This window comes from Actinoallomurus acanthiterrae (assembly GCF_054775715.1).
Genome location: NZ_BAAHCO010000001.1, coordinates 5,381,870 through 5,399,322 on the forward strand (window position 1 = coordinate 5,381,870; position 17,453 = coordinate 5,399,322).

Genomic DNA, 17,453 nt, shown 5'->3' on the forward strand with positions numbered 1-17,453 from the left:
CCGCGAACGCCCCGCGACGCACGGTGAGACGCGCGCCCCTGTCTGTCATTCATCGGCCACTGGGTCCCTTTATGGGCCTAGGGCGTGTCCTGACAAATCCGCTGTCCGGCTGCGCGGCGCCCAGACGACGCCTCGCCGCGTTGTCGTCGGTCGCCAGCCAACACCGGGCTGACTCCCTCCTCCGCCTTGCGAGGCGCCGCCTGGACGCCGCTCGCTACGAACGGGATTTGTCAGACACGCCCTACGGCTGCCCGCTGTTGATGGTTCATCCGCAGTCAGATCCCGCCCCGCTTGATCCGGGCGGACGCCTGGCCGGAGGCATCCTCGTGTCGTCGACCACGAGGTGTTCCAGGGCGGCGACGACCTGGCCGCGCAGCCACTGGGACGGGCGGTCGCTGTCCAGTCGGCGGTGCCAGCGCTGATCGACGGTGACCCTCGGCAGGTCGAGCGGGACCTCGTGCCAGCGCACCGGGACGCCGCGGTCGACGAGGTGTCGGGCCATCACGCGAGGGATCAGCACGATGACGTCGTCCTCGAGCGCCAGCAGGGACGCGGCGGCGTACGTGGGGACGACGGCGACGACCCGTCGCGTGTGGCCGAGCGTCTCCAGCGTGTCGTCGAGGGGTCCGCGCGTTCTCCCCTTGCGGGACACCGAGATGTGCGGGTAGCGACACAGCTGCGTGACGGTGAGCCGCCGGGCCCGTCCCAGCGTGGACTGCGCGGCCACCACGGCGACGAAGTGGTCGGCGAACAACGTCTGCGTGTACACGTCGGGGGCGGGTGGATCAGCGACGGCGATGTCCAGATCGATGGATCCGTCGCGCAGGGCGTCAGGGTCCTTCGTGTTCTGCGCGACCAGCCGCAGGCTGACACCGGGGGCCTCGGCCGTGATGCGGCCGATGAGCCTCGGGACCAGCACCGGTGCGAGCCCGTCGTTGATGCGTACCGCGAACGAGCGTCGCCACGTCCGCGGCTCGCTGCCGGTCGCGTCGGTGACCAGCTCCGCGGCGCCCTCGAGCAGCGCCCGGACCCGGGGAGCAGAGCGGAGTGCGAACGGGGTCGGCACCAGCCCGCGCCCGGCCCGGACCAGGATCGGGTCGTTCATGGCCCGGCGCAGACGAGCCAACGCCCGGCTGGTCGCCGGGGGAGACAGATGTAGCCGTTCGGCGGCCGCCGTCACACTGCCGGTGTCCATCAGCGCGTCGAACACCCGGAGCAGGTTGAGGTCCAGGTTCTCCGGCACGGTGACCCCACCCCATCGATTGCGTTTCGTGCACTGTATCCGTACCAAGCGTGCAGTGGACGTCATGTGTCCAGGTCGGTTGAGTGGAGGACATGATCGGCAACAACGTCCAGCCTCCCGGCACCATGGCGACGCCCCGGACCGGGGGCGTCCTGCTGTGCATGAGTGCCTGCACCGTCCTGGTCATCGGGTTCGTCGCCGCCATCAATCTCGCGGTTCCGCAGCTCGCCGCCGGCGGCCTGCACCCGACCTCCGCGCAGCTGTCGTGGATCGTCGATGCCTACGTGGTGTTCTTCGCGTGTCTGGTGATTCCGGCCGGCGCAGCCGGTGACCGCTACGGCCGCAAAGGCGTGCTGCTCTGCGGCCTGATCGTGTTCGCCCTCGGCGCCGTCGTGTCGGCCACCGCCCCGGAGGTCCCGGTGATGCTGCTCGGCCGTGCCGTCACCGGCCTCGGCGCAGCGTGCGTCCTCCCCAACAGCCTCGCCGTACTGATCCACGCCACGCCTGCACCGCGGCGCCCGCACGCGATCGCCGTCTGGGCCGCGATGTCCGGCATCGGCGGCGTGGTGGGCAACCTCGGCGGTGGTGCGCTCCTCGCCCTCGGCTCGTGGCGGGTGCTGTTCGCCGCCGTGGCCCCGATCGCCCTCGCTTGCACCGGATGGGTCGCTCTCGCCACGCCTCGCACCGACCGTCATTCCCGCGACCTCGGCCCGCTCGCCGCCACCCTGCTGACGGTGGCCACTCTCGCCCTGCTCGTCGGCATCATCCAAGGTCCGGACCAGGGCTGGAGCAGCGCGACGGTCATCACCGGATTCACCGCCGCGGCGGTCCTGTTCGGCCTCTGGGCCGTCGTCGAACTGCGCGCCCGCCACCCGCTGCTCGATCCGCGGCTGCTGCGGATCCCCGAACTGCGGGCGGCGTGCCTGGGCATGCTGGTCATGTTCTTCGGCGCGTACGGCCTGTTCTTTCTCAACGCGTCGTTGCTGCAGTACGGACGCGGATTCTCCGTGCTGCGAGCCGGCTTGGGCATCGTCCCGTTGACGATCCCGCTGCTGGTCGGCAGCAGATTCGTACCCGCCCTGGTGACCCGCGTCGGCGTCCTCGGCACCCTGGCAGCCGCCTTCCTCCTCACCAGCGCGGCACTGTTCGGACTCGCCGACACCGCCACCGATCCGTACCTGCCCTACGCCTGCTGGCTCGTGCTGTTCGGTGTCGGAGTGATGCTCGCGGTGCCCTGTCTGACCGCCGAGATCACCGCTGCGCTGCCGCGTGAACAAGCCGGCGTCGGCGCCGGGCTGCAGTCCACGACGCGGGAGATGGGCAGCGCGCTCGGCGTGGCCGTCGTCGGCACCTTGCTCACCGCACGCTTCGTCGCCGGCCTTCCGCACGCCGTGCGCGCCGCGGGTCACGTACCGCACACCGTCGCCGACGCGCTGGCCGTCACCGCCCCGCACTACCACCACGCGGTCATCGACTCGTTCACCGCGGGCAGTGCCGCCGCGCTGCGGATCATGAGCCTGATCGTGCTCGCCGCCGGAGCGGTGGTCATCGCGCAGCTGCTGTGGTCCAGCGGCCGCAGGAACATCACGCCGACCGAGTCAGCACGACCAGCCGGCCCTGCCCGGACGGCGTCGGACCCCTCGGGGCCGGCCGTCGACGCAGTCGTAGAACAACCGAACTAGAGGAGCTACCCGTGCCTTCGCACAACGACGTTCACCGCACCGACGACCGATCGGTGATCTCCGCGCTCATGACCGGCTTCATCCACCGTGATCTGGGGGAGTGGGATCGGCTACGCGAGCTCTTCCATCCGGACGCCACCATCAACATCATGTGGTTCAACGGCCTGGCGTCGGAGTTCGTCGACGCATCCGCACGGATGGGTGCGACGGACGTGTCGAGCAAGCACGTGATCGCGAATCCACACCTCGACTTCTGCGGCGACCGTGCCGTGAGCGAGACGAACGCGATCGCCGTCACCGAGAACACCGCGCTCGGCTACGTGTGCACCACACACATCCGCTTCCTGGATCGCGTCGAGCTACGCGAGGGACGCTGGCGCATCCTAGGGCGCCGCAGCTCCTATGACATGAGCTACTTCAACGTAGTGCCGACCGACGTCGACCGGGCGTCCGGCCATGATCACCCGCACGAGTACGCCGCCCTCGCGCAGCTGCTCTCGCTCTCCGGGTTCCCGATCACGGGGAGGTATCCGACCCGTGGCAGCGAGGCCGAGCGGCGGATCAAGGCGGACAACGAGTCGTGGCTGACGGGCAGCTGATGAACCCGCCAGGCGGGGCGGCAAGCCGGCGGCAAGCACGCACCAAGACCACCGACCGACCATGGCCGTGATGTCAGCGGTCGTGTCAGGAAATGGACGATGGAAGGGGAAACGAATCTTGTCTGCTGAAAGGCAGGAAAGAAACGAGCCGCCCGGTGGTGGTGCGGGCGGTGAGCCTTCGCCGGTTCGCGCGATGGCGAAGCGGTCGGTCCTCGCGGTCGTGGCGGTCGGTGGTGTGGCCCTGTTGGCCGGTGCGGTCCTGTTGACCGGGATCGGGAACGGGTCGCATCGCGAGACGGAGAGCCGGGCCGTGTCGGTGTCCGGTGGTGGGCAGTCATCGATGAGCGTCGAGTCGGTGTCGTCCTCCGGCGACCAAAAGCACATGTACCTCGGTCCCGGTCCGCAACTCGCCGGGCCGGAGTCGCCGGACGGGTCCGGGCCAGGGGCCGTGGTGGTACTGGCCCCGCACTACTTCTCCTTTGGAGGGTACGGGGACCGGTATCCGGGCGAGGTGAAGACCGACAGCGCTGCCCTGTCCATGGACCAGGCGGGCATCCTGTCGCTCGTCGGCGAACGCGGCCCGATGTGGAGCACCGAAACGCGCGCCCCGGGAGGCCGCACCGTGTTCCAGCGCGACGGCAACCTGGTGGTCTACGACCGTGATGACAAGCCGGTCTGGGCGTCCGGAACCGACGGTCACCCCGGGGCCAGACTGGTACTCCAGTCCGACAAGAACCTGGTGATCTACGACAGGAACGACCAACCGCTCTGGGCGACCGACACCGACAACTGGCAGCCGCCCAAACTCCCCGACTTCTGACCGACCCTGACGTCCCGGCCGGTGGGCCCGGCGCCGCGCCGGGCCTCACCGACTTGGCGGCAGTTCCTGAGCTGTCAAGCCTCCGGCACCTTGGCGTGCGACTTCATGCACGTCGACACCGTGTTCCTCAAGCACCTGTACGACTTGTTCGTGATGGAGATCCAGACCCGCCGTGGTGTGTCCACAAGGCCGGGGCGACATCAGGGGAGTCGACGTCCGTTGGGGTTGCGGCGGCGCTGCTCCTTCTCCGCCTTCTTGCGGGCTTTGATGGAGGCGTCCAGTTCGGCGAGCAGGTCGGGGTCGATGTTGAGGCGGCCGCGGCCGCTCGCAGAGCCGTCGAGGGAGTCGCCGCCCCAGGTGGTGACCGCGCTGACGCCGGGGTAGCGCTGAGCCGCCTTGGCCTTCTCGGGCTCGTCGTCGCGGGGCGGGCGGCCCAGCAGGTCGGTGTGGCAGGCCAGTACGGCCTCGACCAGGCCGGCGCCGTACCCGTTTCCGGCTATCCGGTGCAAGCCATCCCACTTGAAGCCGGTCTTCTTCAGTGCCCGCTTCTGGAAGAAGCCCATGCCGTCGAGGAGGCGGGTGACTCCTCCGGGCCCAGCGCGTTGTCCATGGCGTGATCCTAGGACCGACCAAGAGGCGCATACGAAATCATCCCCGGAGCGCAGATCGGCGTAATAACGGCGGACGGCCCCCGGATCTCCCGGGGGCCATCGCAGGCGTCAGCCCTCGAGGATCTTGTTGTACCGGTAGGGCTTGTAGTGGTTGTAGGAGATCCGGTGGGTGCGGTGATGAGTGCCGCCGTCGCCCGCCTGCTCGTAGACCCAGTAGACGGTGTGCGCGGAGTTCGCCCACTTCTCGAAGAGCATCACGTGACCGGCGTCGCCGATGCTGCCCCGGCCCAGGAACCCGATGGCGTCACCCGCCTTGAGGGCCTTCCAGGTGATGGCGTGCACGACCGGTCCGGGAGTGCCGTACCCGCCGCGCAGCATGCTGTCGGTGTTGTGGTTGAGCGGGCGGCCACTGCTCGTCCGCAGATTCCAGGCCATGGAGACGTACCCGGAGCAGTCCGTCCGCCAGCCGTTGAGGTAGCGGGTCTGGCTGTAGGGCACCGGCCGACCGTGGTTCGCCGTGAGCCAGGTCTTGGCGCGGGCGATCACGACGCTGCGTTTACTCCAGGTCGCTGGACGTATCGGCGACTGAGCGCCGGCCGCTGAAGCGGTCCGCAGATCGGCCGTGGTCTCGTTGGAGGAGAATGCCGCAGTCGTAAGCCCGGCCGTCAGGGCCAGGGCGCCGATTGCGGGAACCATCCCGAAGCGGCGCCACGTCTGCTTGCTGTTCGCGTTCACGAGCTCCCTTTCGTTCAGGTTTCGTCTTTCCGTGTCGCCGTACGAGGGTGCGGCGAACGTCACTGGTTGAGATCGCGATGAATGACGCGGGCGACGACCTCGATGGTGGCGTGCCCATAGGCCTCGGTGGGGTTGCCCTGAGTCAGCACCGCGATCTGATAGTCCTTGCCGTGGCCGTCGAAGGTACCGAGGCTGTTCACCCTCCAGCCGACGCCGTCACCGCGGTTCACCCAGCCGTTCTTGACGTGCACCTTCACGCCGGCGGGCGCGCCCGCCGGAGTGCCCCAGCGCTGGCCCGCCACCACGCGGCTCATCAGGCCGAGGACGTACGAGCGCGAACTCGCGCTGAGCACCGTTCCTCGGCTGAAGGTCAGCACCTTCAACTGGGTTGTCTCGTCGGCGGAGGTGATGTGCGTCTTGCCGAAGTACTCGCTGGAGTCGATCTGGGTGTGGCTCATTCCGGCCAGCGCCAGGAAGTGCTTGATGCCCCGCGTACCGACGTCATTCCACAGCGCGATGGCCGCGTTGTTGTCCGAACGGGTGATCATGGCCGTGGCCAGATTCTTCTCGTTGGCGGTCAGACCACGATGCGCCTCTTGGGCCTTCCGCAGCAGTGCCGAGAGAATCGTCACCTTGATCACGCTGGCGGACTGAAAGTGAGCGGCGGAATTCAGGTTGCACCGCGTCGTCGTGCGGCGGTCGAAGACACTGACCGCGACCTGCCCGTGGCGGCCCCGCAGCGCCGCCGGGATGTCGGCCGACAGCCGAGCGGCCAGACGAGGCTTGGTCGATGTGCAGATGGACGCGGCGACGGTTGCGCTGGGAGACGCATGCGCCGGCACCGTGGCCGCCCCGCCGGCGGCCAGAGTCGCTGCGGCCAGAGTGACGGTGATGGATCGAGACGGCATCAGGCTCCTTTCCCATGGGTACCTGACCAGGCTCCGGGTCGAAGCCCGGCCCGAGACTCGCCGATCGACGAGCCGACAAACGAGTGTGCGACCGCGTGATCCGATCGTGGACGTTCGCTGGTCCATCCGGGACACCCGGGACAGGGCTGGCGTATCTACCAGCACTTTCTTCGGTGAGTCGGGACGCGGCTGAGACAACGGGACCGCTGGAGGTGGGTCTGAAGATCAGCCGGCGGACGATGTCGGCCGACGAGCAGATGATCAGAAGCGGCTACTGCCGCGACGTCCTGGAGACCTGCCCCATTCTGACGCGCCTGGTCGCCGAGCATCCCAGGTGGTGGCCCGTGATCACCGCGGTCGCTGTGTGTTGCTTCGTGGCCCGATGCTGTGCGATTGCTCAGTGAAGGACGGTGAGCAGGCCCTCGACGCCGCGTTGGAACGCGGCGCCGACGCTCTCGACGCCGTCGAGGTGGGCGGCGGTCATGGCTCCGTCGCGCATCATGACGAAGTGTCTTGCGGCGTGCTCTGGTTTGCCGCGCCGCGGTGAGTCCCCGAAGACCTGCGCGAACAGCTCCGTGAGCGTGGTCACGTACCAGGCTCGGTGATCGAGGACCACCTGGCGCACCGGGTCGTTGGGGTCGGGGTACTCGTTTGCGGCATTGAGGAAGGCACACCCGCGGAACTCTGGTCTGGCCAGGTCGTCGGCGACGGCGGTGCCGATCGTGCGCAGCGCGTCGGCCGGCGACGGCGCGGCTTCGATGGCGGCCTGCGTGTCGGCGCGGATGTGGGCGTCGACGCCGCGCAGGTAGGCAAGTACGAGGTCTTCCTTCGAGGGGAAGTGCCGGTAGAACGTCGCTCGCGTGGCCGGGGCCTCGGCGAGGATCCGCTCGACCCCGACCGCACGGATCCCCTCGCGGTAGAACAGCGCGCTGGCCGTGGACAACAGCCGTTCTCGGGCCTCGGACCGCCCCCGCCCCCCCGAGCCGCTGTTCTGGCCGTCGGGCGCGGAGCGGATCGGTGTCGCCATGAACCGACCGTAGCAGAAAGAACGATCGGTCTTGCAATCGCCGACGACGTCTGCCAAGCTCGGCGCTGCAAGAGAGAACGGTCTTTCTACCTAGAGGCATCATGCCGAGCCGAGACGCGACCAGCATGATCCACCCGAATGAAGGGAATCTGTCATGACCGCCGCAACCGCCCCGGCTGCGACCGGTGTCGCACCGACACTTCGGCGTCTCTACTTCGTGCGTTTCGGGTTCGCCCTCGTCTGGGCGGCCCTGCTGTTCCTGACCGCGTCGAGCATCAACCTGCTGACCGCGGTGCTGATCGTGCTGTACCCGGTGTTCGACGTGGCCGCCGCCGTCGTCGATGCCCGCTCCGCGCGGGCCAACGTGGCCGGCGGATCCGCGAACGGGTCCGCCCCAGGTCTCTACGTCAACATCGCGATCAGCACCCTCGCCGCCGTCGGACTCGCCGTCGCCCTCACCTCCGGAATCCCCGCCGTCCTGCGAGTCTGGGGGCCCTGGGCCGTCGTGGCCGGCATTGTGCAACTCGTCGTGGCCATCCGGCGGCGCCGATTGGGGGGACAGTGGGCGATGATCGCCAGCGGGGCCATCTCCGTGCTGGCCGGCGCGTCGTTCTTCCTCATGGCGTCGAGCGCAGGAGCTTCTTTGGCCAATGTGGCCGGCTACGCCGTGCTCGGCGGGGTCTTCTTCCTCGTCTCCGCGCTGCGCCTCGGACGGAACGTCGGCCAGAGCGCCAGTGGGAGGAACTGAAATGACCGACCACACCCCGGGTGCGCAGCCGGCCCCGCGACCCCCGGTGCCGGGAGACGTCCGGGTTCACCGGTCCACCCCGTTCAGGACATGTCGCACCGGGTCGGCGGTCACCGGCATGTCGGCGCGGACAACGGACACATGTCCATTAAGAGCGTCCTGGCGTCCCCGCCAAGCCAGGCCGCCGGGGGGAGGAGGCGTCCGGGCCGCGGACGTCCGCAGTAATCTGAGGTGATTCGTTGGTCGAGCCGGGAGCTGTCAATGCCGCGTGAGGGGACTGGACCGGATTTCATCGAGGCGCTGGCCCGGGGGCTCGAGGTGATCGCGGCGTTCAAGCCGGGCAGGCCCGTCATGTCCTTGACCGAGGTGGCCACGGCGACGGGGCTCGCCCGGCCGACCACGCGGCGGATCCTGCTGACGCTACAGGAGCTCGGTTACGTCCGCGTGGCGGACAGGGGATTCGCCCTCACTCCCCGTGTGCTGGAGCTGGGGGTGGCCTACGTCCGGTCGATGGGGCTGTGGGAGATCGCTCGTCCGCACATGGAGCGGCTGGTGGTGCGGACGAATGAGTCGTGTTCCATCGCCCAGCTCGACGGGTCGGACATCGTCTATGTCGCGCGGGTGGCGGTGCCGAAGATCGTCACGCTGGCGGTGCAGATCGGTACCCGTTTTCCCGCCTTGCAGACGTCGTTGGGCAAGGTGCTGCTCGCGGCGCTTTCGCCGGATGAGCTGGAGCGGGTGCTCGCGCAGCCGTCGCGGTCCGGCTTGGTGCCCAGCTGGCAGCCGAATCGCGACGAGCGTGACGCCGCCCTGCGTGAGGTTCGTGCGCGGGGCTGGGCACTGACCGATGAGCAGCTCGCTCGGGGCATCCGGTCGGTCGCGGCGCCCCTGCGCGACGGGTCGGGCCAGGTGATCGCCGCCATCAACGTCAACACGCATGCGGCCGAGACGCCACTGGACACGCTGGTAGAGGAGTACCTGCCGCTTCTTCTGCAGGCGGCAGGCGATATCAGCGGCGATTTCGCCCGGCTGGCGACCGTGCCGCAGGTCACGGTGGGCGCTGTTTCCTGACCGTCGGCGTTTCTCCTGACCGCCGAGGCCGGCGCGGTCCCCTGATTCCCCGGGTGTCCCCGGTCGAGTGCCGTATGTCAGAATGCGATAGCGGACATGCGTCCGCTACGCGGACTGAGGTGGTGAAGACATGTCGGAGAGTAGATCGCCGGATGCTCGTGCGGCGACAGGACCGCTGTCAGGCGTCCTGGTCGCGGACTTCTCGCGCGTGCTGGCGGGTCCGTATGCGACGATGCTGCTCGCGGACATGGGTGCCGAAGTCGTGAAGGTCGAGGCGCCGAGCGGTGATGACACACGGGGCTGGATGCCTCCGGTGCGCGACGGGGTGTCCACGTACTTTCTGGGGGTCAACCGCGGGAAGCGCTCGATCGCGCTCGACCTGCGTGATCCCGACGACACCGAGGTGGCTCGGGAACTGGCGCGTCGTGCCGACGTCTTGATCGAGAACTTCAAGCCCGGCGGCCTGGCGAAATACGGTCTGGACTACGCGACGGTCAGCAGCGCCAATCCGGGCGTCGTCTACGCGTCGATCAGCGGCTTCGGCTCACGCGCCGGCCGGCATGTCCCGGGTTACGACCTGATGGTGCAGGCGATCTCCGGCCTGATGAGCCTGACGGGGGAGCCGGACGGCCCGCCGTACCGGGCCGGGATATCGGTGTTCGACGTGATGGCCGGCAACCACGCCGTGATCGGCATCCTGGCGGCGCTGCGCCATCGCGACGTGACCGGGCAGGGCCAGCACGTCGAGGTGAACCTGCTGGCGTCCGCGCTTTCCGGACTCGTCAATCACAGCTCCGCCTACGCTGCCGCAGGCGTGGTGCCGTACCGGATGGGGAACGCGCACCCGAGCGTCTTTCCGTACGAACCGTTCCCGACCGCCGACGGGGACCTCATCGTCACCGCCGCCAACGACGGGCAGTTCCGTCGGCTGTGTGAGGTGCTCGGCGTCCCCGAGATCGCCGACGACCCGAGGTTCGTCCACAACAAGGACCGCACGGCGAACCGCGAGGAACTACGCCCGATACTGGTCGAGCGTCTGGCCACCCGAGGCGCGGCCGACTGGTTCGAGGCGCTGATCGAGGCTGGAGTGCCGTCGGCTCCGATCAATACGATCGACGGTGGGTTCGCGATGGCCGAGCGCTTCGAACTGGAACCGATCGTGCACGTCGGCCAGGGCGACCGCGCCCTGCCGATGGCCCGCCATCCGATCACACTCTCGGCCACGCCGGCCCGATATGAACTGCCGCCTCCCGAACTCGACGAGCACGGCGTCGAGTTGCGCAAGTGGCTGACCACCCCGCAGGGGGATGACCGTGACTGACCGGCCGACCTATCCAACGGCCCTGGGCGCCTCCAGCCCGACGACCATCACCCTGCTCGGGCGCGATCTGGCCGAGGACGTCATGGGCACGGTCGGCTTCGGTGAGCTCGCGTACTGGCTGGCCACCCAGCGGCGTCCGACCCCCGGGCAGGTCCGGGTCTTCGAAGCGGTACTCGCCGCGCTCGCCGACCACGGATTCACCCCGACCGCCATCGTCACCCGGCTCACCTACCTGTCGGCGCCCGACTCGATCCAGGGCGCGCTCGCCGCCGGACTGCTCGGCGGTGGCTCCCGGTTCCTCGGCGTGACCGAGGACACCGGTGCGTTCCTGCACGACGTCCTGGCCCGGGTGAACGGCCCGGTGCCCACCGACGACGCCGGGTGGGACGCGCTCGCGCTCGAGACCGTCCGAGAGCGACGGGCCGAGCGCAGGTTCATCCCCGGTCTCGGACATCACGTGCACAAGCAGACGGATCCGCGCACGCCGCGCCTGATGCGGATCGCGTCCGAAGAAGGGACGTTCGGGCCGCACCTGTCGCTGTTCGCCGCGATCGGCCGGGTGCATCCCCAGGTGCTCGGCAAGACCCTTCCGCTCAACGGCGCCGGCGTCTGCGGAGCCGCGCTGGCCGATCTCGATCTGCCGATCGAGCTCCTGCGGGGGTTCGCGCTGCTCGCACGCACCGCCGGCCTGATCGGACAGCTCGCCGAGGAGCTTCGCAACCCGGTCGCCGACCAGATCTTCCTGTCCGTCGACCTGAACAACCGCCCGATCGCTCCGGAGCCGTACGAGGGCGGAGACGACGCGCGATCGAACCGGGCACCGTGACCGCGTCCGCCCGCCCTCCTGGTGCCGTGACCGCGTCCGCCCACCCTCCTGGTAACGACGACGTACGGCCGCTCATCCTCTTGGTCCACGGCGCCCACCATGACGGCTGGTGCTGGACCCCGGTTCTGGAACGGCTGGACCGGGCGGGCCTGTGGGCCAGGACCCTCGATCTGCCCCTGACATCCTTCGAGGCCGACACCAGCGCCGTCCGCGCCGAGGTCAGGGAGGCGGCGCGGGAGCGGCCCGTCGTCCTGGTCGCGCACAGCTACGGTGGCCTGCCGGTGGCCGCAGGCGGCCACGGCGCGGACCGGCTCGTCTTCGTCGCCGCGCGGATGCCGATGGCGGGGGAGTCCCCCGCCGAGCTGACGCCGCAATGGGGCCACCTGGAGTTCCGGAACGCGTGGCACGTCCGCGAGGACGGTGCGGTGACGCTGACGCCGGCCGCCCGCGACGCCCTCTACTCGGGTTCGCCGGCGAACCTGGCCGAGATCGCGGCACGCCACTGGCGGCCCATGTGGAGCCGGGTGCCAGAAACATCGATCCCCGACCCGGCCTGGCTGTCGGTGCCGAACGCCTATGTGGTCTGTACCCGTGACCGGACCGTCAGGGTCGAGGCCCAGCGTGCCTGCGCGGCGCGCGCGGGGGAGGCCGTCGAGATCGACTGCGATCATTCACCGTTCTTCTCGGCGCCGGATCGGTTGTCGCAGATCCTCACCGAGCAGGCGATGCGCGTCGGACGGCCGATCCGCGAGTGAGAGCGGTCGCCGGGCAAAGGCGATCCACTGCGTGCGCGACCTGTCCGGTTCGCGCGAACGTCTGTGGTCCAGTGTTCGTCGTCCGGCTACTCGTCCGGTCATGCTCCATGGAGTCGACCCGTCTGGTCCGGGGCGCGGTCGTCCGTACGCTCCGCCGAGATGGCGTGAGTGTCACATAGCCGCACGTCACGAGGGCGGAGCGGTCCCTCATCCCCCCCGTGGCAGGCTTCGGTGCGCGAGATCTCTTGACAACCTTCCGTGGGTGCGTAATCGTCAATTCTGGCCGTATAGCGGACAGTCGTCCGGAGACGGCCGTCGATGGTGCGAAAGACCGAAGGAGAGTCGGCGATGAGCCAGACGTCCAGCGAATTGAAGACCACGCCCGCCATCGCCTCACTGCCGGCGAGGCTGCACCACAACGCCTACGTGACGCGCGATCAGGAGACGACCCGGGCGTTCTACGAGGACATCATCGGTCTTCCGCTCATCGCCACATGGAAGGAGGCGGACGAGCTGTTCGGAGCGGTGCGGACCTACTGCCACACGTTCTATGGGCTCGCGGACGGCAGCGCGCTGGCGTTCTTCCAGTTCGCCGACCCCGCGGACCAGGAGCAGTTCGGCCCGCGGATGCCGCATTCGCCGTTCCAGCACATCGCCTTGAAGGTCACCGAGGACGTGCAGAACGCCATCGCGCGGAGGCTTGAAGACGCCGGCTGGAGGCCCGACGAGACGTACGTCCTCGAGCACGGCTACTGCCGTTCGCTCTACACCAGCGACCCCAACGGGCTTCTGCTCGAGTTCACGGTCGACGCACCCGGCATCGAGGACTCCGACGCCGAGCGCCGGCGTACGGCCCGCGCCGAGCTGAAGGCGTGGCTCGGCGGCGACCACACCAGCAACAACACGTACCGCTGAAGCGGCCCCCGGCGGCCGTGGCAACGTCGCCGAAAGAATGAACGCAGGTCCGCGCGGTGGCGGACGTGGGCGGGTCGATCTCCGCGAAAGGATCAGTGCGATGGCCTTCGTCGACGAGAACAACCTCACCGAGCTGGCGGTGAAACGGTGGGGAACCGCGGATTCGCCGCGCCTCGCGGAGGTCATCACCTCTCTGGTGCGGCATGTGCACGCGTTCGCCCGGGACGTGCGACTCAGCGAGAGCGAGTGGATGGCCGCCATGGAGTGGCTCACCGCATGCGGAGCGATCAGCGACGACAAACGTCAGGAGTTCATCCTCGCCTCGGACGTCATCGGACTCAGCACGCTGGTCGTCCAGATGAACAACAGGTTCGCCGAGCGTGCGACCCCGGCCACCGTCGTGGGGCCCTTCCACATCGACGGCTCACCGACCGTGCCGTTCGGTCATGACATGTCCGACGGTGCACCAGGGCGGCCGTTGTTCGTCACCGGCAGGGTGACCGACCTCGACGGTAATCCCGTCCGGGGCGCGGTCCTGGACGTCTGGCAGGCCGATGCCGACGGCATGTACGAAGCGCAGCTAGCCGACATCGACGAGGCGCGACTGCGGGCGAAATACCAGGCGGACGACGACGGTGCCTACTGTGTCCGCACCATCGCGCCGCTGGGATACTCGATTCCCATGGACGGGCCGGTCGGCGCGCTGATCGACAAGACCGAGATCAGCCATTTCCGGCCGGCCCACGTGCACTTCCTGATCGACGAACCCGGCTACGCGAAGCTGATCTCCCATCTGTTCCAGGAGGGCGCCCCCTACTTGGACTCCGACGTCGTGTTCGGCGTCAAGGACGCGCTCATCGTGCCCTTCGTCGAGCGCGAGGCCGGGCCGACACCCGATGGCGGCCGACTCGACGAGCCCTACCTGCACGCGCACTACGACTTTGTCCTTCAAGATCGCGAATGACACGGCACGGCCGCTGATCAGTCAAGTAACTGCGCACCCCTGCGTTACCCGCGCGTGGAGCACCCTCACGGATCAGGCGCTCGGCTTGGTGACGGTGAGGACGGCCGACAGCTCCTCAGCGATCGCCTTGAGCACCGGGACGATCTCGCTGTAACGCGCCTCAGTGACCCGCACGGACGGGCCGGAGATCGAGATCGCGGTCATTGTCGGCCCGCCGGGTACCGGGACCGCGATGCAGCGCACGCCGATCTCCTGCTCGTTGTTGTCCACGGCGTAGCCCAGCTCGCGAATTTGCCGTAGCTGACGCAGGAGTACAACGGGCTTGGTGATCGTGTGCTCAGTGTGCGCCGGCATGCCCGTGCGCATCAGCCGGTCGGTGACCTGGTCCTCGGGCAGTTGGGCCAGCAGCGCCTTGCCGACCGCGGTGCAGTGTGGCAGCACGCGCCGTCCGACCTCGGTGAACATCCGCATCGAGTGCTTCGACGGCGCCTGCGCCACATAGACGACCTCGTCGCCGTCGAGCATCGCCATGTTCGCCGTCTCGCCTATGTCATCGACCAGATGCGCGAGGTACGGTCGCGCCCAGGTGCCGAGCAGCCTGCTGGACGTCTCGCCGAGCCGGATCAGCCGTGGCCCGAGTGCGTAACGCCGCGACGTTCCCTGGCGCACATAGCCGAGGTTGACCAGGGTCCGGCTCAAGCGGTGGATCGTGGGCAGCGGCAGGCCTGAACTTTCGGACAGCTGGCTCAGCGTGACCTCACCGCCGGCGTCGGCCATGTGTTCGAGCAGCTGAAAGACGCGTTCGACGGACTGCACGCTGCCGGACCTGACCGGCTCGCCGTTCCTGGGCGCCATCCGAAGCCTCCAGCGGGGATGACCTTTTCATAATGCGGAAATCTTCTTCACTATACCGCTCGATCGGGGCCGTTCGGGGGTGCTGTCCTTCCGGCATATGAAAGTCGTAGCGTGCTCGAGGGGCGGATCTGTCACCCTCCGTGCAGTTTCGCGTCGCCTCTGTCATCGACGCCCCCGAATCCCGACCCTCCGCGCTCGGGCTCGAGGTCGACGACCGTGGGCACGACTGGACGCTCGTTCGGCTCGGGCTGCCCGGGGTCATCCGAGGCGTCGTCATCGACACTGCCTGGTTCAAAGGCAACTTCCCCGCGCACGCGTCGGTCGAGGCCTGCGCCGCGGAGGGCTACCCGTCCGTCGAGGAGCTGATGGCCGTCGACTGGGTGGAGATCGTTCCGCGAAGTGCGCTGACGGGCGGCGTCGGGCGGCTACGGCTCTGGGGCGAGCTGACCGAGGACGGCGAACAAGCCCTCCGTGACCGCTGGGACTCCCTCAACGGCTGATCGCCCGCGCGAACATCCGGCCCGGGGCCGCGCCCGACGATGCCTGCGGCGTGGCGGGAAGTCGAATCGTGACGAGGAGGCCGCCGGTGGGACGGGGCGTGAGGTCGAGGGTTCCGTCGTGTGCTCGGACGATGCTGTGCACGATGGCCAGTCCGAGGCCGACGCCGGCGTGCTCGTCGGTGCGTGTGCGTTCTGTTCCGCGCTGGAAGGGTTCGATGAGGGTCGGTACCAGTTCCGGTGGGACCGGATGGCCGGTGTTCTCGACCCGGAGCACGCTCGCGTCGTGCCGCGACTCGGTGTGGACCGTCACGGTGCCGCCGGCGGGGAGGTTGTGGACGATGGCGTTCTGGACGAGGTTCGTCACCAGTCGCAGGAGGAGCGCCGCGGAGCCGGCGGTCTGTGTTGTCTCGCCGGTGACGTCGAGCGTGATCTGGCGCTTCTCGGCGTAGGGAAGCAGTGTTTCGGTGGCCTCTTCGGCGATGAGGGACAGGTCGACGGGCTCGCGGGTGAAGCTCTTGCGGTCGGCGCGGCTGAGCAGCAGGAGGGCTTCGGTGAGGTCGATCGCCCGCGTGTTGACGGTGTGGAGGCGTTCGATGAGTTCGCCCTGGTCCCGCGCGGGGTCGTCGCGGGCGGCGTCGAGGAGTGTCTGGGAGATCGCCAGCGGGGTGCGCAGTTCGTGGGAGGCGTTCGCGGCGAACCTCTGCTGTTCGGCGATGTGGGATTCGAGTTGTTCGAGCATGGTGTCGAACACGTCGGCGAGTTCGCGGAACTCATCTCTGCGGCCCTGTAGCCGAATCCGGTGGGACAGTGATCCGTTCGCGGTCATCCGTGCCGCGTCTGCGATCCGGGTGAGTGGCGCGAGCATCCGGCCGGCGAGGATCCATCCTCCCAGGAGCCCGAACACCAGGAGGAAGGCCATCGCGGTGGCCGCGGCGGGGGCGAAGCCGCGCAGGAGATCGGAGCGCTTGGGCCCGGTGATGATCACACCGCCGAACCTCCTCTGGATGGCTCCGGGGTCGACATTGGGCAGCCAGCGCAGCACGAACACCCACATCACGGCCAGCAGGAGAGTGCCGGCGAGCAGGAGGAATCCGGCGTAGCTGAGGGTGAGTCTCAGTCGGGCGCTGAGCCCTGAGCGTCTATTCATGAGTGCCGCCCGGGTGGGTGGGGTCCATGCCGGGGTCTATTCGGTAGCCGACGCCGGGCACCGTGGCGATGAGCCGTGGTTCGCCGAGTCGTTTGCGCAGGGCGGAGACGGTGATGCGGACGGCGTTGGTGAAGGGGTCGGCGTTGGCGTCCCAGGCCCGCTCCAGGAGCTCTTCGGCGCTGACGACACCGCCTTCGGCGGCGACGAGGACTTCGAGCACGGCGAACTGCTTGCGGGTGAGCGCGATGTAATGTCCGTCGCGGAAGACCTCCCTGCGGAAGGGGTCCAGCCGCAGGCCCGCGATCTCGCGGACCGGGGGCCGGGCGTGCGCGCGTCTGCGGTCGAGCGCCCTCAGCCGCAGGACGAGCTCCCGAAGGTCGAACGGTTTGGTGAGGTAGTCATCGGCGCCGAGCTCGAACCCCGAAGCCTTGTCGTCGATCCGGTCGGCGGCGGTGAGCATGAGGATCGGGATGCCGCTGCCGGAGGCGACGATTCGCCGGGCGATCTCGTCGCCGGAGGGGCCGGGGATGTCGCGGTCGAGGACCGCGAGGTCGTAGGAGTTGATGCCGAGCAGTTCCAGGGCGGTGTTGCCATCGCCGGCGATGTCGGCGGCGATCGCCTCCAGCCGGAGACCGTCACGGACGGCTTCGGCCAGGTAGGGCTCGTCCTCCACGATCAACACGCGCATACCCGAAGCCTAAGCAGCACGACGTATCGCCGGCATAT

General features: G+C 68.7%; 19 protein-coding genes. 11 read left to right on the top strand and 8 right to left on the bottom strand.

The annotated features are described in order from the left end of the window. Nucleotides 1-265: 265 nt before the first annotated feature. On the bottom strand, nt 266-1,243 hold the full coding sequence (locus tag ACYVF7_RS25550) for a LysR family transcriptional regulator (protein ID WP_460345548.1): 978 nt from the start codon (nt 1,241-1,243) through the stop codon (nt 266-268). Nucleotides 1,244-1,335: 92 nt separating this feature from the next. On the opposite strand from ACYVF7_RS25550, the gene ACYVF7_RS25555 reads away from it, so the two are divergent. From ACYVF7_RS25555 to ACYVF7_RS25565, 3 genes are all read left to right on the top strand, one after another. Further along, nucleotides 1,336-2,925: an MFS transporter gene (locus tag ACYVF7_RS25555; RefSeq protein WP_460358111.1), complete on the top strand. Its 1,590-nt coding sequence runs from the start codon at nt 1,336-1,338 to the stop codon at nt 2,923-2,925. An 11-nt stretch (nt 2,926-2,936) separates the two neighbouring features. Continuing rightward, a complete protein-coding gene (locus ACYVF7_RS25560) occupies nt 2,937-3,524 on the top strand; it encodes a nuclear transport factor 2 family protein (RefSeq protein ID WP_460345551.1) in 588 nt (195 codons plus the stop codon). A gap of 193 nt (nt 3,525-3,717) precedes the next feature. Further along, entirely contained in the window at nt 3,718-4,344 is a 627-nt protein-coding gene (locus ACYVF7_RS25565) for a hypothetical protein (protein WP_460345554.1), read from the top strand. Between the two features lie 200 nt (nt 4,345-4,544). Here the strand turns inward: ACYVF7_RS25565 and ACYVF7_RS25570 are convergent, their stop codons facing one another. The 4 genes from ACYVF7_RS25570 to ACYVF7_RS25585 all read right to left on the bottom strand — a co-directional run bounded on the left by ACYVF7_RS25570 (nt 4,545) and on the right by ACYVF7_RS25585 (nt 7,625). After that, complete coding sequence (locus tag ACYVF7_RS25570) at nt 4,545-4,907, bottom strand: hypothetical protein (RefSeq protein ID WP_460345557.1); 363 nt, start codon at nt 4,905-4,907, stop codon at nt 4,545-4,547. 156 nt (nt 4,908-5,063) lie between these two features. Beyond that, nucleotides 5,064-5,690: an NlpC/P60 family protein gene (locus ACYVF7_RS25575; protein WP_460345560.1), complete on the bottom strand. Its 627-nt coding sequence runs from the start codon at nt 5,688-5,690 to the stop codon at nt 5,064-5,066. A 59-nt stretch (nt 5,691-5,749) separates the two neighbouring features. Further along, nucleotides 5,750-6,532, bottom strand: a complete 783-nt coding sequence (locus ACYVF7_RS25580; protein WP_460345562.1) for a serine hydrolase — start codon at nt 6,530-6,532, stop codon at nt 5,750-5,752. Between the two features lie 463 nt (nt 6,533-6,995). Beyond that, nucleotides 6,996-7,625: a TetR/AcrR family transcriptional regulator gene (locus ACYVF7_RS25585; RefSeq protein WP_460345565.1), complete on the bottom strand. Its 630-nt coding sequence runs from the start codon at nt 7,623-7,625 to the stop codon at nt 6,996-6,998. Nucleotides 7,626-7,779: 154 nt separating this feature from the next. On the opposite strand from ACYVF7_RS25585, the gene ACYVF7_RS25590 reads away from it, so the two are divergent. From ACYVF7_RS25590 to ACYVF7_RS25620, 7 genes are all read left to right on the top strand, one after another. Next, nucleotides 7,780-8,373: a hypothetical protein gene (locus ACYVF7_RS25590; protein WP_460345568.1), complete on the top strand. Its 594-nt coding sequence runs from the start codon at nt 7,780-7,782 to the stop codon at nt 8,371-8,373. A gap of 261 nt (nt 8,374-8,634) precedes the next feature. After that, nucleotides 8,635-9,444 carry an IclR family transcriptional regulator domain-containing protein gene (locus ACYVF7_RS25595; protein ID WP_460345571.1) on the top strand — a complete coding sequence of 270 codons (810 nt, stop codon included), beginning with the start codon at nt 8,635-8,637 and terminating at the stop codon, nt 9,442-9,444. Nucleotides 9,445-9,574: 130 nt separating this feature from the next. After that, entirely contained in the window at nt 9,575-10,765 is a 1,191-nt protein-coding gene (locus tag ACYVF7_RS25600) for a CaiB/BaiF CoA transferase family protein (RefSeq protein WP_460345574.1), read from the top strand. Further along, nucleotides 10,758-11,591: a citryl-CoA lyase gene (locus ACYVF7_RS25605; protein ID WP_460345576.1), complete on the top strand. Its 834-nt coding sequence runs from the start codon at nt 10,758-10,760 to the stop codon at nt 11,589-11,591. Before ACYVF7_RS25600 ends, ACYVF7_RS25605 begins: the two co-directional genes overlap by 8 nt. 26 nt (nt 11,592-11,617) lie before the next feature. Continuing rightward, nucleotides 11,618-12,346, top strand: a complete 729-nt coding sequence (locus ACYVF7_RS25610; protein ID WP_460345579.1) for an alpha/beta fold hydrolase — start codon at nt 11,618-11,620, stop codon at nt 12,344-12,346. Between the two features lie 348 nt (nt 12,347-12,694). Next, a complete protein-coding gene (locus tag ACYVF7_RS25615; RefSeq protein WP_460345582.1) occupies nt 12,695-13,261 on the top strand; it encodes a VOC family protein in 567 nt (188 codons plus the stop codon). Nucleotides 13,262-13,361: 100 nt separating this feature from the next. After that, nucleotides 13,362-14,225, top strand: a complete 864-nt coding sequence (locus ACYVF7_RS25620; RefSeq protein ID WP_460345585.1) for a dioxygenase family protein — start codon at nt 13,362-13,364, stop codon at nt 14,223-14,225. Between the two features lie 72 nt (nt 14,226-14,297). Here the strand turns inward: ACYVF7_RS25620 and ACYVF7_RS25625 are convergent, their stop codons facing one another. Beyond that, the gene (locus ACYVF7_RS25625; RefSeq protein WP_460345588.1) at nt 14,298-15,080 is read right to left on the bottom strand and encodes an IclR family transcriptional regulator; all 783 of its coding nucleotides are present in this window, start codon (nt 15,078-15,080) and stop codon (nt 14,298-14,300) included. A 140-nt stretch (nt 15,081-15,220) separates the two neighbouring features. Between ACYVF7_RS25625 and ACYVF7_RS25630 the strand changes: the two genes are divergently transcribed. Continuing rightward, complete coding sequence (locus ACYVF7_RS25630) at nt 15,221-15,580, top strand: hypothetical protein (RefSeq protein WP_460345590.1); 360 nt, start codon at nt 15,221-15,223, stop codon at nt 15,578-15,580. Here ACYVF7_RS25630 and ACYVF7_RS25635 read toward each other — a convergent pair. After that, on the bottom strand, nt 15,570-16,727 hold the full coding sequence (locus ACYVF7_RS25635) for a sensor histidine kinase (protein WP_460345593.1): 1,158 nt from the start codon (nt 16,725-16,727) through the stop codon (nt 15,570-15,572). The two genes, ACYVF7_RS25630 and ACYVF7_RS25635, sit on opposite strands and share 11 nt — an antisense overlap. Next, nucleotides 16,720-17,415, bottom strand: a complete 696-nt coding sequence (locus tag ACYVF7_RS25640; protein WP_460345595.1) for a response regulator transcription factor — start codon at nt 17,413-17,415, stop codon at nt 16,720-16,722. The genes ACYVF7_RS25635 and ACYVF7_RS25640 overlap by 8 nt, the downstream gene beginning before the upstream one ends. Nucleotides 17,416-17,453: the final 38 nt, after the last annotated feature.

Bases quoted from the DNA above. Each gene is read 5' to 3' on its own strand.
- ACYVF7_RS25585 (WP_460345565.1), bottom strand. From the start codon at position 7,625: ATGGCGACACCGATCCGCTCCGCGCCCGACGGCCAGAACAGCGGCTCG.
- ACYVF7_RS25615 (WP_460345582.1), top strand. From the start codon at position 12,695: ATGAGCCAGACGTCCAGCGAATTGAAGACCACGCCCGCCATCGCCTCA.
- ACYVF7_RS25635 (WP_460345593.1), bottom strand. From the start codon at position 16,727: ATGAATAGACGCTCAGGGCTCAGCGCCCGACTGAGACTCACCCTCAGC.
- ACYVF7_RS25595 (WP_460345571.1), top strand. From the start codon at position 8,635: ATGCCGCGTGAGGGGACTGGACCGGATTTCATCGAGGCGCTGGCCCGG.
- ACYVF7_RS25570 (WP_460345557.1), bottom strand. From the start codon at position 4,907: ATGGGCTTCTTCCAGAAGCGGGCACTGAAGAAGACCGGCTTCAAGTGG.
- ACYVF7_RS25620 (WP_460345585.1), top strand. From the start codon at position 13,362: ATGGCCTTCGTCGACGAGAACAACCTCACCGAGCTGGCGGTGAAACGG.
- ACYVF7_RS25555 (WP_460358111.1), top strand. From the start codon at position 1,336: ATGATCGGCAACAACGTCCAGCCTCCCGGCACCATGGCGACGCCCCGG.
- ACYVF7_RS25590 (WP_460345568.1), top strand. From the start codon at position 7,780: ATGACCGCCGCAACCGCCCCGGCTGCGACCGGTGTCGCACCGACACTT.
- ACYVF7_RS25640 (WP_460345595.1), bottom strand. From the start codon at position 17,415: ATGCGCGTGTTGATCGTGGAGGACGAGCCCTACCTGGCCGAAGCCGTC.
- ACYVF7_RS25625 (WP_460345588.1), bottom strand. From the start codon at position 15,080: ATGGCGCCCAGGAACGGCGAGCCGGTCAGGTCCGGCAGCGTGCAGTCC.
- ACYVF7_RS25600 (WP_460345574.1), top strand. From the start codon at position 9,575: ATGTCGGAGAGTAGATCGCCGGATGCTCGTGCGGCGACAGGACCGCTG.
- ACYVF7_RS25565 (WP_460345554.1), top strand. From the start codon at position 3,718: ATGGCGAAGCGGTCGGTCCTCGCGGTCGTGGCGGTCGGTGGTGTGGCC.